The organism is Streptomyces sp. NPDC057002, assembly GCF_042673825.1.
Classification (GTDB): domain Bacteria; phylum Actinomycetota; class Actinomycetes; order Streptomycetales; family Streptomycetaceae; genus Streptomyces.
In genome coordinates, this window is record NZ_JBHURZ010000002.1 from 1315309 (window position 1) to 1330878 (window position 15570).

Consider the following 15570-nt stretch of genomic DNA (forward strand, 5'->3'; position numbering starts at 1 on the left):
GGGTCAGTTCTCTCTTCCGGGCCGGGGGAGCGCGGCACGCAGCGCCGCGGTGAGGAGCAGGGGGCTGCGGCCTAGCCCGCAGACGGTTCTGGCGTAGGCGTGGGCGGCGACCTCTTCGGCACCGGCGACATGACCGGCCACGCGGTGCCGTCCGAGGCGCAGCACGGTGTGGCCGAGCGCCTGCTTGAGCGCGGCCTTCGCCGGGCCGTGATGGAGGTGGGCGTGCACGGCCTCGTGGGCGAGCGCCGCCGCGCGCACCGAACCCGGCGGGTACCAGGCACGCCAGCCGCGGGCGTCGACCAACTCCTCGGCGAGCGTGAGCGTGTCGGTGTAGAGCTCGACCGTCGGGGGCCGTGACGTGTAGCGGGCGAGCAGCATCCGCTCCAGGCCGCCGTCCCGCTCGACCACGCGCGCCGTGGACGGGACGGGAGCGAGCCGGGACCCGAACTCGTCCGCTGTCCGGGCCCATCGGCGCAGCAGCTCGCGGTCGCGGCCCTCGTGGGTCGGCGTGGCGGCCAGCAGCCGGACGGCCCATTCGATGTCGTCGACGGACGCCGGATCACTCGACCGCTGCTCCGCTGCGGCCGTCATGCCCGCACCTCCAGGACCGCGACCACCGGCTCGTCGGCCGCGCGGGTCCGCAACTCGCTGCGGGCCAGCGCGAGCAGAGGCTGCGGATCGAGGACGCCGGACAGGTCGGCGATGCGGGAGCCGAGCAGCAGGCGCAGAGCCGGAGCGCGTACCCCGCCGTCGCCGTACGAGGTGGACTCCCTCACGAGCCGGGCGAGCACCTCCGGGGCGCCGGCCACCGTGGTGGTCTCCACATGGGCGTCGGAGGCGTGGTGGCGTACGACGCCGTCCATGTCGACGATCCGTACCGGCCGGAGAGCCTTGCGCAGACGGCGCTGCGACCGCGTGCCGTAGACGGTGTGAGCGGCGGTGCCCGCCAGGACCTGGACCGCCGCGGGGTCGGCCTTGAGACTCGCCGCCGCGGCACGCAGCCGCTCGGTGTCGTCGGCGCGGTGGGACCGGTCCTGGGTGCGCAGTTCGGTGGCACCGGTCGCGACCGCGCGCACGGTGCTGGTCTGCGGGTCGACGGTGACTTCGACCTCGACGCCCTCGGCGGCCGCGCCCTGGGCGACGACCGCCCGCTCCGCCTCGGCGCGGACGGCGAGGATCTGCTCCTGCGAGGCGCCGGGCACGATCCGCTCGACCTGTTCCCGCACCAGCGCGAGGGCGACACCGATGGGGCTGATGACCTCGTTGTGGCGGGCGATCCGGCCCTCCATGCCGCTGGTGCGGGCGAGATGCGGGGTGACTGACGCGGCCCCGCCGCCTCCGCCGACGAGGACGGCCGTGTCCTTGTCGAGGCGGTAGTCGCGGATCATGGCGTCCACCACCGACTTCACCTGGGCGACGCCCGCGTCGAGGATCCGCGTGGCCGCGGTCGCGACGTCGGTGCCGAGCACGGCGGCCAGCGGCGCTATCGCGGCACGCGCACTCGACGGGTCGCAGCGGGCGAAGTCGCCCTCCGGGACGCGGCCGAGGGCATTGGCGGCACAGGTCATGGTGACGGCGAACCGCCCGCCCTCGGCGTCGAGCACGACGTAGTCGGCGGGGTCGCCGTCCATGGGCCGGACGGTCGCCACCTTGGCCTCGCGCAACCGGTCGGGGGAGGCGAAGCAGGCGTACGGCAGTCCCGCGATATGGGCGCTGCGCGGTCCCACGCCCGTCACCCGGCGGTCGCCGATCCGCACCATGGATCCGCCGCCGACGCCGACCGTGCGCACGTCGAGGGCGTTCAGATACGAGGTCCTGCCGAGGACGGTGGCGTGCCGGACGGCGACCTTGCCACGGCGTACGACGCTGATGTCGGTCGAGGTGCCTCCGGTCTCCAGGAACGCTCCCTCGCTCACCCGCTCCTGCATCAGCGCGCCCGCGACCCCGGCGGCCGGTCCCGACAGCACCGTCAGGAGCGGCCGCCGGCGCATCTCGTCGAGGGCCATCACCCCGCCGTCGCAGCGCATCACCATCAGCGGCGCCGTCACGCCCGCCTTGGTGATGGAGGCGTCGACGAGGTCGGCGGTGGCCAGCATGCGGGGCAGGATCGCGGCGTTGACCACGGCGGTGCGGGTGCGCTTGTGGAGCCCGTACAGCGAGGTGATCTCGTGCGCGGCGGTCATCGGCAGCCCGTACGGCCGTGCCGCGTCCAGCACGGCCCGCTCGCCCTCGGGCCGGTCGACACTGAACGGCTGGCTGGCGACGAGGACTTGGGCCCCTTCGCCCTCCAACTGTTCGACGGCGCTGCGGACGGCCTCCGTGTCGTCAGGGTCGGCGACATGCGCGTAGACCAGCGGAAGCCTCTTCCCGGGGGCGAGTTCGAGCCTGCTGAACGAGGCGAGGCGCCGGGTGAAGACCGCCGAGGGGCCGGCCCCGATGCCGATCAATCCGACGGTCGCGACGTCGCCCTCCAGGAGGGCGTTGGTGGCCTGGGTCGTGCCGTGCGCGAGGAAGGCGATGTCGGCCGGGGCGCGGCCGGTCCGTTCCAGGAGCCGGTCCAGGGCCTCGACGATGCCGTGTGCGACACCGTCCTCGTGATGGTGGCTGGTGGGGACCTTGACCTGCCCCAGGAGTTCGAGGGTCGTGGCGTCCACGGCCACCGCGTCGGTGAAGGTTCCGCCCACGTCGATGCCGACGCGGATGCGGGGTGTGTTCATGTCCGGGCACCTCCTTGTACCGTCCATGTGCGGGGGCGTTCAGTAGCCGCGTACATCCGGCCAGTGGCGCTGCACTCCATCGCGGTCGAGCAGCCGGGCGAACTCCTCGAACCGCTTCTCGTCGGCCTGCACCTGATGCGGCTCGACGCCCTCGGCCAGGCAGTGCGCGGCGAGAGCACCGGCGACCTCGCCGACGTTCCACTCCACCGGGTGGAGCCGGTAGCAGCCGTTGGTGATGTGGGTCGTGCCGATGTTCTTGCCGGCGGGCAGCAGATTGCGGACCCGCCGCGGCACCAGCGCGCCGAGCGGGATCTCGAAGGGCACCGACCCGACGTCGATGTAGTTGTCGCCGCCGGTCGAGGGATGCAGATCGATGCGGTACCCGCCCACGCCGACGGAGTCCCGGTGCCGGGTGCCGCCGTACGGGCCGACGATGCCGATCGCCACGTCGTGCTCGGTGACCGTGGTGACGGCCTTGACACGACGGGACTCGCGGACGTACGCCGCCTTGGCCAGGCCGTCCGCCGTGCCGGTCACGTCCGGGCGGATCCGCAGGCCCGGGAAGCCGGTGCCGCCGTCCGGGCGCGGTGCCTTGGTCTGCAGCCAGTACAGCAGCGACAGCGACAACTGCCGTGCCCCGCGCAGCGCTTCGGCCTCCTGGCCGATGTACGGCTTGAGCCAGTAGTCGTTGAGCGGCCAGTTGACGAGGGTGATGTCGGAGTCGAAGGCGCCCGGCGTGTGCAGCCCGCGGGCGAGGATCCGGCGGAAGCCCCACAGCTCCTTGTCGCCGGCGTCGGCGCTCTGGTCGGCGGAGACGGCGAGCGGGTCGAGATCGGGATTCGGTACGAAGGTCCGCGGCACCGGCTCCAGCGTGCGCGGGTCGGGTGCCTCGAAGCCGAGCAGGGGACCGGGCCAGAACGAGGGCCGGTAGCCGCGCCAGAACTCGAAATCCCCGGGCCGGTCGATCGTGTGGTCCTCGCCCTCGTGGTGCGAGAGCGCGAAGCAGACCGTGATGCCCTGCTGGTTGCCGGGCTGGGCCTCGTCCGGGGCGTGCGGTTCGTCGAACTCGGCGCGCGCCTCGGCCCCGTTCGCGTGCTCGACGCCCGCGAGGTGGAGGAGTTCGCCCGTTTCGGTGGCGTCCAGGACGTAGCGCGCGGTGAGGGTGCGGTGGGTTCCGTCACGTAGATCCTTCAGGGTCACCGCCCGTACGACATCGTTGTCGGACTCCGCGAGAATCGGCCGGTGCTCGGTGAGCACGGTCAACTGCCCCGCCGCACGGTGGGGCGCGAGCATGCCCTCCAGCACCGCGAGGGCGACCCTCGGTTCGTGGCAGAGCTTGCTGACGCGGCCCGCGCCGGGGTTGAGGTCGGTGAGCGCCAGCGCCTCGGCCCGCAGCGGGTACCAGTGGCGGTAGTACCGCCGGATCTCCTCGCGCAGCCGCCGGTACGAGGCGGTCGTGCCGAACCGCTCCACCCACGGGTGCTCGTCGGGCGGCACGGCTTGACTGGTGAGCTGGCCGCCGATCCAGTCCGTCTCCTCGGTGAGCACGACGCGGCGTCCCGCCCGGCAGGCGGCGAGCGCGGCGGCCACGCCACCGAGGCCGCCGCCCACGACGAGGATGTCTGCTTCGGGTATCACGCTTCTCCTAGCTGCTGCTGGATCAGGTTCATGGAGCCCCGAGCGGGCCGTGCTCAGCGACGGACGGGCGGCGGCGGTCCGGTCGTCGGACCCGGACGGAAGACACAGCCGACGAGCGGCTCCCGCGCCTCCTCGCCCGCGACGAGCGCGGCCAGCAGCCGCACGGCCGCTGCGCCCAACTGCGGCCGGGGGATGTCGAATCCGGTCGGTACGGGCTCGCCCGCCAGATCGGAGGGCGGGCTGCCGAGCAGGGCGAGGGACACCTCTCCGGGGCAGTCGAGACCCGCCCCGCGCACAGCGGAGAGCAGGCCCCGCCAGGCCGCCCCGGTGTCGGTCTCCTCGGCGACGAAGGCCGTCACTCCCTCGTCGGCCCAGGCGCGGAGCCGTTCGGTCGTCAGCTCACGCTGCGGATCCGCGGACCTGAAGACGCTCGCGGGCCCGGCGGCCAGACCCACCGCTTCCAGCCCTTCCAGGAAGCCGCGCTGACGGTCCGTCGAAGCGGGCGCGTCGTCGTCCTCCCGGACGAGCACGATCCGCCGATGCCCCAACTCGGCGAGGTGACCCACGACATCGCGTGTGGCTTGGACATAGTCCGCGCCCACCCATGCCACCCCCTCCAGCTCCTCGCGGCGGCCCAGGTGCACGACCGGGAAGCCGTCCTCGACCAGCCGCTTGAGCTCCGCCCGGGGTGTGTGCCGGCCGATGAACAGACAGCCGTCCGCGAGCCGGACCCGGCTCAGGGCTTCGGGACCCGCGGCCCCGGCGCCGCCGGTGCTCGACCCGGTGAACAGCACCAGGTCGTAGCCGAGCGCCGCCGCCTCGCGCTCCACACCGACCAGGAAGGGGTAGTACGAGTGCTGGACGTCGGTGGGGAACGTGGCGGTGAAGCTGAAGACCCCGAGGAGGTTGTTGCGGGCGGCGGCCAGCCGCCGGGCGGCCGGGTCGGGCACATAGCCGAGACTCCGGGCCGCCTCCAGGACCCGCTGCCGGGTCTCCTCGGAGATGACGCGCCCCGCGCCATCGGGCTTCGGCGAGAGCACCAGGGACACGGTCGCCTGCGACACCCCCGCGAGCCGGGCCACCTCGGCCTGCCGCGGCCGCGACGTACGCCCGGCCGGAGCGGGCGTACGCCCGGGCCGCTTCCTGGGCTCCACAGGGACCGTCCTCTCGTTAATGCGTATTACCTAATGCGCATTACTGGAGACTGCACCTGCCCGCCCAGCGGGTCAAGGCCCGGGACGAAAGTGCTGCCGAACAGCGCGACACCGGTCAGGCCGGCGGATCGAGCCCACGCATCGAGGGAGCGGCAGGTTGATGCCGGCGGTTACGGGCAAGGCGAGCGGGGAGGGGAGGCGTGCATGAGGCATCGCTCTGGTTCCGGTGATCCGCCGCCATGGGTCAGGCCGGGTAACCGATGGGGACCGTGGGTCTACTGGCCGATGCTCTGTCTGAGTTTCGGTCTTCTGGTGTGGCGAGTGGTCGACGGCGACGGCGCGGGTCGCATCCTGGTGGCGGCCGGCCTGGTCCTTGTCTGGGTCTGTCTGCTGGCCGCCAACCGTGCGGCGCGACGCAGGCGGGAGTGACCCCGCGAGGCCTGCTGTCCTGCCCCGCGGGCGCCGCGCGGCGTGGTCGTCAGCTCCAGCCGAACCGCCGGTCCACCACCGCGGCGAACTCATCGAGGGTCAGTACCGCGTCCCCGTTCTGGTCGGCCCTGTCGAACAACGCGGAGGAGTCGTCGACGTCCTGCACTCCCCAGAACGGCAGTACGCCCGAGGCGGCCAGGGACGGTCCGTTCGTACGCAGGGCGATGATCACCTCTTGCCGGGTGAGAACCCCGTCGTGGTCGAGGTCGAGCGCCTCGAACAGCTTGCGGGCCTTGTCGCTCATCGTTGTCCCCATCGCATGGAGGTCAGGCGGGCAGATGCGTCCCGCTCACTGGCGAGGACGCCCTACGCGCCGACCGGGTTGCCCCCGGGCGGGAAAGCCGGCTCCAGGCGAACACAGCAGTAGCCGGGACTCGGGGCCAGGCATGCCTGGAGGGTCTTCGTGCCGAGGCCTTCAAGAGCGCCGCGGAGCAGGCGCAGGTTCATACCGCAGACGGTCTCCGTGTGGTCGCGGGCGAGCGCGTGGAAGGGACAGTTGCCCAGCACGATCGCGTCACCGTCATAACGAGGCTCGAACCCGTGCCGTTCCAGCAGGTCGAACACGCCCGTGTCGCCTTGGCCGGCGAGCTGGGCGCCGAGGTCGTGGGCATTGCGGTGCAGGACGGTACGGACCGGCTCGCCGGTGGCCTCGGATTCCTCCATGGCCCGGGCGAGGAGCCGCCCGGCCAGCTCGTAGTGCCGCTCGGGCAGGCTGACGGAGACCTGCCTGGTGGAGCGCTTGTAGAGCTTGGCCGGCCTGCCCGCTCCTGGACCGGTGCGGCCGCTGCGCCGTTCGTAGACGACGTCGAGGAGCGACTCCTCCGCCAGGCGGTCCAGATGGAACGCCGCGGTCTGACGTGCGAGACCGAGGGCGGCGGCGGCTTCGTCGCGGCTGACAGGCCCCGGCTGGCGCACGACGTGCTCATACAGCCGCATCCGGGTCGGCTCGTCCAGTGCGGCGACCGCGGAAACGTCGGCACGGGGCGCTTGCTGCGGGTGGTCCATGAACACCAGTGTAAAACCCATGGCCATTGACTAAAGAAGGTCGCCGCGCTTCTATCGTTAATGAGAGTCATCGATAGAAGGAGCAGTCATGTCGTCCCCCACCACAACCCCCACGTCCGCCGTCCCCCGGCGGTCCGGGTTCACCGACCCCGGCTACCAGGCGTTCTTCATCCTGCGAGCCGGGTTCACCGTGGCGCCGATCCTGTTCGGGCTGGACAAGTTCGCCAACCTGCTCGTGGACTGGCCCGCCTACCTCGCACCGTGGATCAACGACATCGTGCCCGGCAGTGCCCAAGCGGCGATGTACGCCGTCGGTGCCATCGAGATCGTCGCCGGACTCGTCGTCGCCGTCGCCCCGCGCTTCGGAGGCTGGCTGGTAGCCGGATGGCTGGCCGGCATCATCGTCAACCTGCTGACCATCCCCGACTACTACGACATCGCGCTGCGCGACTTCGGCCTTCTGCTCGGCGCGGTCGCCCTGGCCCGGCTCGCCCAGCACTACCACGACGAGCGGCCATCGCACTGAGGGGTGCACCGTCGACCGTGATCTCGTAGGTCGTCTTGATGACGATGCGGTGGCCGCTGAGGCCCGGTCCCCGCGTCGCGGTCGGCCGTACCCTGCCGAGGGCAGCAGTAGGCACGTACTCGGACGGTGGCAGATCGATGAACGACGAAGAGACGACCCCCGGCGCGGCCGGCGTCCCCCTGCCGCGGGTGCTGTGCGATACCGAGTCGCTCCTCTCCGACGACTCGACACCTGCCGGTGCGCTGTGGCGACTGGCCGAGCCGGGACGGCAGCTGGACGCCAACCTCATCCGCATCCCACCCCAGGGGCGTATCGACACGCACACCGAGCCCGACCTCGACGTCCTCCTGCTCGTCGTCGCCGGTGACGGCACCCTCGGCCCGGCAGCAGACCCGCAGCCCCTGGCCCCCGGCAGTCTGGTCTGGCTGCCGCACGGCAGCGAACGCGGCCTGGCCGCGGGGAGCGGCGGCTTGTCCTACGTGACCGTGCACCGCCGCCGCCCGGGCATGCGGATTCGTACCAGGCCCAGCATGTGACACCGCCTGCTCCGGCCCAGAGGACGACTCCGCCTCGTCGAGTACCCCGAGTCCACGCAACCTTCGCCCGGCTCGGAGGTCTTCCTCCTCGGAGGTGGGCATGAGGACTGACCATCAGATCGCTTTCCTCTTACGGGAGTTGGCGGCGACAGATCCCGAGCGCCGCGCGGCGGCGGTGAAGGGACTGGGGAAGGCGGGCGGGGCCGCATACGTCCGCGTCTTCACCGATGCGGCCGACGACCCCGCCCCCTCCGTGCGCGCGGCCGCCGCCCTGGCCCTGGGCCGGCTCGGGATACCGAATGCGGGCAGTGAGGTGCTGCCGCCGCTGATGGACGACGAGGATCCGGCCGTACGGCGCAGGGCTTCCGTCGCCGCCACCCGGCTGGGAATCCGGGGGCAGGCGGTCACCCGGGCCTTCGCCCGGCTCCTGTCCGACCCGGACCATCACCTGCGGATCAACGCCCTGGAAGGACTGGCCGCACTGGGCGAACCCGGGGATGCCACGGCCCTGGCCGGGCTGCTCGGTGACCCGGACTCCGCCGTGTGGGGCCGGGCCCGGGCCCTGGTGTACCGATGCAAGGACGACGCGGCTGTGCGGACGGAAGTGATCCGCACCGCCCGCCAGGGCAAGGGCGCCGCCCGCGCACGGGCCCTGGACTGGCTGCCGGAGCGCTGCACCGAGCAGCTCCTGGACTCGCTGCTCACCGGACTGGGCGACCCGTCCCCCGAGGTGCGGATCGCCGTGGCCCGGCGGCTGTTCGACCTGGCACGGCCGCAGACTCAGGACGAGCTGGCCGCGGCGCTGCGGACCGAGCGGGATCCCGAGGTCGCCGCACCTCTGCTGCGTGGCCTCGGGCGGCTCGGCGACGAGCGGGTGACCGGACCGGCGGTGCGGTGGCTGCGCGACCCCGAGGCCGGAGCATCCGCCGCGCGTGCCCTGGGCGGTGCGGACACGGGGACGGCCGCCGCGCACCTGCGCACGGCCCTGACCGACGAGACCTTTCCCGCCCGCACACGGGCCGCCGCCGCCAGGGCCGTAGGCGCCGGGGCCCGATGGGACGCGGTGTGGCTCCTGCTGTCGGTCCTGGACGATCCCGACGACGAGATACGCGCGGGCGTGATCCAGGGACTGGAAGCACTCGTCGAGAACGGACTCCGCCTCTGGGAGCGCCACCCCGTGGCCTGGGCCCTGGTCGAACAGTTGGAAGCCGGCGGGGAGCACACCTGGCGCACCCGCAACGCCCTCGACGGCCTCACCCAGGCCCTGCCCGCCGTACGGCGCCTCGCCGACGAAGCCCCGTCCGCCGAGGTCCGTGCCGCGGCACTCTCGCTCCTCGCCGGGGACGACGAGTCCGACGAGCACACCCGGCACGACGTACTCCGATTCCTGCGCGGCCTGGACGACCCGTACGAGGCGGTCCGTTACGAGGCCGTCCTCGGTCTCGAACGCAGGGTGACGGCGACCGGGTCGCTGCCGCCCGGAAGCGAGGAAGCGCACAGCCGGCTGACTGCCCTCACAGCGGACGCGTCCCCACGGCTGCGCCAGGCCGCCACGAGAGTCCTCGAGGCACTGGGCACCGGCCCACGCGCCTGAACCACCCCGGCACCATCCACTCCGCGCACCACCCACGCTGCGCACCTTCCACTCCGCGCCTCACTCGCACCGCGCCTCACCCGCACCGGCGATTCTCGGACCCCTGCCGCCGTACACCGTGTGTCGTCCGCCTCGCCGGGCCACACTGGGACCCATGCGGCTGGTGATCATGACGGCGGGATCGCGCGGCGACGTCGCGCCGTACACCGGGTTGGGCGCGGGGCTGGCGAGGAGCGGGCACGAGGTCACGCTCGTCACCCACGGACTGTTCGAGCCGCTGACCGCCGGCTCCGGGGTCCGGTTCCACCCGACCCCGGTCGACCCGCACGCGGAGTTGCACTCCGAGCGCGGCCGCGGCCTGCACGCCAGCACCACAGGACTCGGCAAACTGCTGCGCGTCGTCTCGATGGCCCGGTCGGCGGCCGAGGAGATGACCGACGACCTCGTCCGGGCGGCACGCGGCGCCGACGCCGTGCTGGCCGCCGGCGCCGTGGCACCGCTGGGCCGCGCCATCGCCGAGGGACTGACCCTGCCCAGCCTCGGACTGTTCCTCCAACCCCAGCACCCGACAAGGGAGTTCGGGGCACCCATGCTCGGCGGACGCTCCCTCGGCACCATCGGCAACCACCTGGGCGGACGGGTCGTCACCACCGCCGTCGACCAGGTCTTCACCCGGGCGATGCGCCGACTGCGCACCCGGCACGGCATGACCCTGCCAGGCCCCGCCGCGATCCGCCGGGCCCACGAGCGGGCGCGCCGGCCGGTGCTGCACGGCTTCAGCGAGGTGGTGGTGTCCCGGCCGCGGGACTGGCGGCCCGGGCTGGAGATCGCCGGGTACTGGTGGCCGTACGACACCCGGACCCTGCCCGTGGAAGTGGAGGAGTTCCTCGCCGCCGGGCCCGCCCCCGTCTTCATCGGGCTGGGCAGCGCCACCGTGCCGGATCCTGAGCGTCTCAGCGGCGAGATCGTGCGCGCCCTGCGCGCGGCCGGACTGCGCGGGATCATCCAGCAGGGGTGGGCGGGCCTCGCCGCCCGCACCGACGACGTGATCACCGTCGGCGATGTGCCGCACGCGTCGCTGTTTCCCCGGACGGCCGCCGTCGTCCACCACGCCGGAGCCGGCACCACCGCAGCGGTCCTGCGCGCGGGTGTCCCGACCGTTCCGGTGCCGGTGCAGTTCGACGCCGGTTTCTGGGCGGCCCGTCTTGTCGCCCTGGGCACCGCCCCCTGCGTCGTCCCCTTGCGCCGCCTCACCGCAGACGCGCTCGCCCCCGCCCTGCGCCGGGCCGTGGGCGACCCGGCCCATCGCGACCGGGCTCAGGACGTGGCGCGCCGCCTGGCGGAGGAGGACGGCGTGGCACCGGTCCTGGCGGCACTCGACCGACTCGAGACCTGAGCCGCGAGCGGGCGCCGCGCCTCACGACAGCGGCACGGTCGACCCCCTGATCACCACCCGGCAGGGCAGGGTCTCGATCCCGGAGCGGCGCGTGCCGCCGGAGATCGCCGTGAACAGGGCGTGCGCGGCGGCCCGTCCGACCTGTTCGAGGTTCATGTCGACACTGGTCAGCGGCGGCCGGGACGCGGATGTCAGGACCCGCCAGTTGTCGAAGCCCATGACCGCCACGTCCTCCGGCACCCGCCGGCCGCGCTCGCGCAGGACGTCGATGACGCCCCGGGCGATCTGGTCGCTGCCGCACAGCACGGCGTCCACCTCCGGGTACTGGTCGAGCAGCATCGCGGTGGCCGCCCGCCCCCAGCCCTCCGACCACGTCCCGAACCGCGGCTCGCCCACCAGGGTCAGGCCGGCGTCGGCCAGGGCGGCCCGGGCGCCCTCGGCCCGCTCCTGCGCGGCGGCGTACCCGGGGTCTCCGGTGATGTGCGCGATCCGGGTACGGCCGCAGGCCAGCAGATGCTCCACGGCGATCCGGCCCGCGCCGACGCTGTCCGGGACGATGGACAGATCCTCGGGATTCTCCGACGGCGCGTACGCGTAGACCACGGGTACCGGCAACTCCCGTCCCAGGGACGGCCGCGGGTCGGTCCGGCTGCCCACCACGATGAGCCCGTCGACCCGGCGGCCCAGCAGCGCGCGGACATGATGCTGCTCGCGGATCGCGTCCCCGCGGGCGTCGCACAGGAACACCGCGACCTCGCCCGCCCCGAACGCGTCCTCGGCGCCCATCAGTATCGGGATGCTGAACCGGCCCTCCAGGTCGCTGGTCAGCAGACCCACGGTGCCCGTCCGTCCGGCCAGCAGGCCCCGGGCCACCTGGTTGGGCCGGAACGCCAGGCGCTCGGCCGCCTCGATCACGCGCGTTCTGGTCTCCGCCCGCACCTGGCTGCGGCCGTTGAGGGCCTTGGAGGCCGTGGCGATCGACACGCCCGCCAGGCGGGCGACATCGCTGAGGGTGGCGGGCTGCGAACGCGAGGGGCCGGTGGCCTGTGCCATGGGTCTTCTCCTGTCTCGCGTCGTCTGCCGACGCCGTCGAGGGCACCCCGAACAGTACGCGGAAATTTTCGGTCCTGTCCTCGTCCGGGTTTTCGAGTTCATCTCAGAAAACGCTTCACGCAAGGGGATTGACGGGTCGTGGGATGCATCCTTAGCGTCTCAGAAAGCCTTTTCGGCCCGTTTCCGCCACTCAGTTCAGTGCCACCACATCATTGTCCCGACCGGCAGGCCCGCGCACCGGGCCCGCCGCGACACAAGGGGAATCGACCATGGGGAGCACGGGGAGCACGGGGAGCACGGCCGGACCGCGTGGACACATACGCCGCCTCGTCACAGGCGCCATCGCCCTGCTCGCCACCGCGAGCCTGGTCACCGCGTGCGGCTCGGACAACGACGGCTCCGGCGGGGGAGAGGGCAAGGCCGCCGCCGGTGGTGTCGACGACGGCACCAAGCTGACGATGTGGACGCGGGCCGCGACCCGGCCGCAGAGCGAGGCCCTGGTCAAGGCCTACAACGCCGGCCACAAGAACAAGATCGAGCTGACCGTCGTCCCCACCGACGACTACCAGGCCAAGGTCGGCGCGGCGGCCGGATCGCGCGACCTGCCCGACCTGTTCGCCTCCGACGTCGTGTTCGTGCCCAACTACACCTCCAGCGGCCTCTTCGCCGACCTCACCGACCGCGTCGACGCCCTGCCCTTCGCCGAGCACCTGGCCCAGTCGCACATCAAGGCCGGCACGTACGAGGACAAGAAGTACGTGGTCCCGCACACCCTGGACCTGTCGGTGCTCTTCTACAACAAGGAGCTCTACCGGAAGGCGAAGCTCGACCCCGAGAAGCCGCCGACCACCCTGCGCGAGTGGGACCGGCAGGCCAGGGCCGTGGACGCGCTCGGCGGCGGTGTCGACGGCACGTTCTTCGGCGGCAACTGCGGCGGCTGCGGCGTCTTCACCTGGTGGCCGTCCGTCTGGGCGGCCGGGGAGGACGTCCTCAACGAGGAGGGCACCGCGGCGAATCTCGCCTCCACCGCCTCGAAGAAGGTCTACGACACCTACCGCGGCTGGGTACGGGACTCCATCGTGGCGCCCGGCGCCCGCGAGGAGACGGGCACGACCTGGACCGGGATCTTCCCGAAGGGCAAGGTCGGCGTGATGCCCATGCCGTCGACCACGCTCGGGCTGATGCCCAAGGACCTCGACCTGGGTGTCGCGCCCATCCCCGGCCCCGACGGCGGCAAGTCCACCTTCGTCGGCGGCGACGCCATCGGCATCTCCGCCACCAGTGAGTCGGCCGACCAGGCCTGGAACTTCCTCGCCTGGTCCCTCGGCGACAAGGCCCAGGTCGACGTCGTCGCGGCGCACAAGGACGTGGTGGCGCGCACCGACCTGGCGTCCAACAAGCACTCCAAGGCCGACCCGCGTCTGGTCACCATCAACGAGCTCGTCGCCGAGGGCCGCACCCCGTACGCCATGAAGTTCGGCCAGACCTTCAACGACCCCAACGGGCCCTGGCTGGAGCTGATGCGCCACGCCGTCTTCGGCGACGGGAAGACGGTCGAGAAGGACAACGACGCCGTCACCGCCTCACTGTCCGACTGAACCGACCGACCCTCCCGACGTCCTACGGCTAAGGAGAGCCATGCCGGTGAAAACGGCCGACCGGGCGACGGCCGAGCACCTGACCCCGCCGCGGCGGCGGGCCGGTACACCCCCGCCGCGCTGGCGCTCCCGCAAGGCCAAGGGCCTGGTCTACGCGGCCCCCACGGCGGTGTTCGTCACGGTCTTCTTCCTGCTGCCCCTGCTGCTGGTCGGGCAGATGTCGCTCAGCGACTGGCCGCTGCTCGCGGGAGACCGGGGCGTCAACGCGCCCGAGAACTACACCGACATCACCGACAGCACCCTGTTCTGGCCCGCGATCCGCTTCACCCTCCTCTACACCGTGATCGTCACGGTCGTCCTGCTCGCCCTGGCGCTGCTGCTGGCCCTGCTGGTGCAGGAGTCCCGCCCGGGCGCGGGCTTCTTCCGCACGGTCTACTTCCTGCCCGGCGCCCTCGGCCTGGCCTCCGCCTCGCTCCTGTTCTGGGGCCTGTACAGCCCCACCACCGGCCCGCTCAGCAGCGTCCTCGAAGGCCTCGGTCTCGTCGACGACCCGGTGTCCTTCCTCGGCTCACCGGCCTCGGCCCTGTGGTCGACGGTGTTCCTGATCGTCTGGAAGTTCGCCGGCTTCTACATGCTGATCCTGCTCGTGGGCCTGCAGCGCATCCCGCACGAGGTGTACGAGGCGGCGCGGATGGACGGCGCGAGCCGCGCCCAGACCTTCCGCTCCATCACGCTGCCGCTGCTGCGGCCCTCCCTCGCCCTGTGCCTGCTGCTGTGCGTGACCGGATCCCTGCTCGCCTTCGACCAGTTCTTCATCCTCACCAAGGGCGGACCGGACAACAGCACGGTCACCGTCGTCCAGCTGATCTACCGGGAGGCGTTCCAGCGGCTGAACCTCGGTACCGCGGCGGCCCTTTCGATGCTCGTGCTGGCCGCGCTGCTCCTGCTGAACGCCCTGCAGTTCCGGGGCCTGCGCCGCGCCGACGAGTCATGACACCCGCCGCCTCATGAGAAGGGACACCACGGTGCTCACCCGCGCCCTGGGCCGGACGCCCCACTACGTCGTCGCCGGCGGTCTGGCCGTCATCTTCCTCTTCCCGCTGCTGTGGAACGCCTGGGCGTCGGTGAGCGGCCAGCCCGGCACCGCCCAGCAGTCCGGCTACGGCCTCGGCAACTACCGCACGCTGCTCGACTACGACGCGGGCCTGTGGCGATACCTGCTCAACAGCACGCTCGTCTCGGCACTGACCGTCGCCCTGACGCTGGGGGTGTCCCTGCTGGGCGGCTACGCCTTCGCCCGCTTCGACTTCCCCGGCAAGAACCTGCTGTTCCTGCTGACCCTGGCCATCCTCATGGTCCCCTACGCCACCCTCCTCATCCCGCTCTACGTCCTGCTGGGCCGCCTCCAGCTGCAGAACTCGCTGATCGGGCTGAGCCTCGTCCTGGCCATGTTCCAGCTGCCGTTCGCCACCTTCATGATGCGGATCTCCTTCGAGGCGGTGCCCCGCGAACTGGAGGAGTCGGCCCTCGTCGACGGCTGCGGCACGGCGGGCGCGCTGCGCCGCGTCCTGCTGCCGGCGGTGCGGCCGGGACTGATCACCGTGGGACTGTTCGCGTTCCTCGCCGCCTGGAACGACTTCATCGCACCGCTGATCCTCATCTCCGACAGCGAGAAGGCACCGCTGCCCCTGGCCGTCGCCAACCTGCGGCAGCAGAGCATGGGCGCCGTCGACTACGGAGCCACCGAGGCGGGCGTGGTGGTCCTCGCCGTGCCCTGCCTGCTGCTCTTCCTGCTGCTGCAACGGCACTACATCAGGGGCTTCATGTCCGGCGCCCTCAAGGGCTGAGCCACCGCACGACCGAT

14 protein-coding genes are annotated in these 15570 nt (G+C 72.3%); 7 read left to right on the plus strand and 7 right to left on the minus strand.

Features of this window, described 5'->3' with window-relative positions:
- Positions 1-3 precede the first annotated feature (3 nt).
- The 6 genes from ACFT32_RS14060 to ACFT32_RS14085 form a co-directional block, all read right to left on the minus strand.
- Entirely contained in the window at positions 4-591 is a 588-nt protein-coding gene (locus tag ACFT32_RS14060; RefSeq protein WP_382488716.1) for a hypothetical protein, read from the minus strand.
- A complete protein-coding gene (locus tag ACFT32_RS14065) occupies positions 588-2717 on the minus strand; it encodes a hydantoinase/oxoprolinase family protein (RefSeq protein ID WP_382488718.1) in 2130 nt (709 codons plus the stop codon). The genes ACFT32_RS14060 and ACFT32_RS14065 overlap by 4 nt, the downstream gene beginning before the upstream one ends.
- A 39-nt stretch (positions 2718-2756) precedes the next feature.
- Entirely contained in the window at positions 2757-4355 is a 1599-nt protein-coding gene (locus ACFT32_RS14070) for an FAD-dependent oxidoreductase (protein WP_382488720.1), read from the minus strand.
- Positions 4356-4408: 53 nt separating this feature from the next.
- Positions 4409-5509: a LacI family DNA-binding transcriptional regulator gene (locus ACFT32_RS14075; protein WP_382488722.1), complete on the minus strand. Its 1101-nt coding sequence runs from the start codon at positions 5507-5509 to the stop codon at positions 4409-4411.
- A gap of 478 nt (positions 5510-5987) precedes the next feature.
- The gene (locus ACFT32_RS14080; protein WP_382488724.1) at positions 5988-6242 is read right to left on the minus strand and encodes an EF-hand domain-containing protein; all 255 of its coding nucleotides are present in this window, start codon (positions 6240-6242) and stop codon (positions 5988-5990) included.
- A 62-nt stretch (positions 6243-6304) separates the two neighbouring features.
- Positions 6305-7003 carry a helix-turn-helix transcriptional regulator gene (locus ACFT32_RS14085; RefSeq protein ID WP_382488726.1) on the minus strand — a complete coding sequence of 233 codons (699 nt, stop codon included), beginning with the start codon at positions 7001-7003 and terminating at the stop codon, positions 6305-6307.
- 88 nt (positions 7004-7091) lie between these two features.
- On the opposite strand from ACFT32_RS14085, the gene ACFT32_RS14090 reads away from it, so the two are divergent.
- From ACFT32_RS14090 to ACFT32_RS14105, 4 genes are all read left to right on the plus strand, one after another.
- On the plus strand, positions 7092-7529 hold the full coding sequence (locus ACFT32_RS14090; protein WP_382488728.1) for a hypothetical protein: 438 nt from the start codon (positions 7092-7094) through the stop codon (positions 7527-7529).
- Between the two features lie 137 nt (positions 7530-7666).
- Complete coding sequence (locus ACFT32_RS14095; RefSeq protein WP_382488730.1) at positions 7667-8065, plus strand: cupin domain-containing protein; 399 nt, start codon at positions 7667-7669, stop codon at positions 8063-8065.
- A gap of 100 nt (positions 8066-8165) precedes the next feature.
- Positions 8166-9659: a HEAT repeat domain-containing protein gene (locus ACFT32_RS14100; RefSeq protein ID WP_382488732.1), complete on the plus strand. Its 1494-nt coding sequence runs from the start codon at positions 8166-8168 to the stop codon at positions 9657-9659.
- Positions 9660-9813: 154 nt separating this feature from the next.
- Positions 9814-11055 (plus strand): glycosyltransferase, encoded by a 1242-nt coding sequence (locus tag ACFT32_RS14105; protein WP_382488734.1) that lies wholly within the window; start codon positions 9814-9816, stop codon positions 11053-11055.
- A 21-nt stretch (positions 11056-11076) separates the two neighbouring features.
- Here ACFT32_RS14105 and ACFT32_RS14110 read toward each other — a convergent pair whose 3' ends face one another.
- Positions 11077-12108 carry a LacI family DNA-binding transcriptional regulator gene (locus tag ACFT32_RS14110; RefSeq protein WP_382488736.1) on the minus strand — a complete coding sequence of 344 codons (1032 nt, stop codon included), beginning with the start codon at positions 12106-12108 and terminating at the stop codon, positions 11077-11079.
- 269 nt (positions 12109-12377) lie between these two features.
- On the opposite strand from ACFT32_RS14110, the gene ACFT32_RS14115 reads away from it, so the two are divergent.
- Genes ACFT32_RS14115 through ACFT32_RS14125 form a run of 3 tightly spaced genes read left to right on the plus strand, consistent with a single transcriptional unit; the run spans position 12378 to position 15553 of the window.
- Positions 12378-13706, plus strand: coding sequence for an ABC transporter substrate-binding protein (locus ACFT32_RS14115; protein WP_382488738.1), 1329 nt, complete (start codon positions 12378-12380; stop codon positions 13704-13706).
- Between the two features lie 40 nt (positions 13707-13746).
- Positions 13747-14700 carry a carbohydrate ABC transporter permease gene (locus ACFT32_RS14120; protein ID WP_382488740.1) on the plus strand — a complete coding sequence of 318 codons (954 nt, stop codon included), beginning with the start codon at positions 13747-13749 and terminating at the stop codon, positions 14698-14700.
- 31 nt (positions 14701-14731) lie between these two features.
- On the plus strand, positions 14732-15553 hold the full coding sequence (locus ACFT32_RS14125) for a carbohydrate ABC transporter permease (RefSeq protein ID WP_382488915.1): 822 nt from the start codon (positions 14732-14734) through the stop codon (positions 15551-15553).
- The last annotated feature ends 17 nt before the right edge of the window (positions 15554-15570 follow it).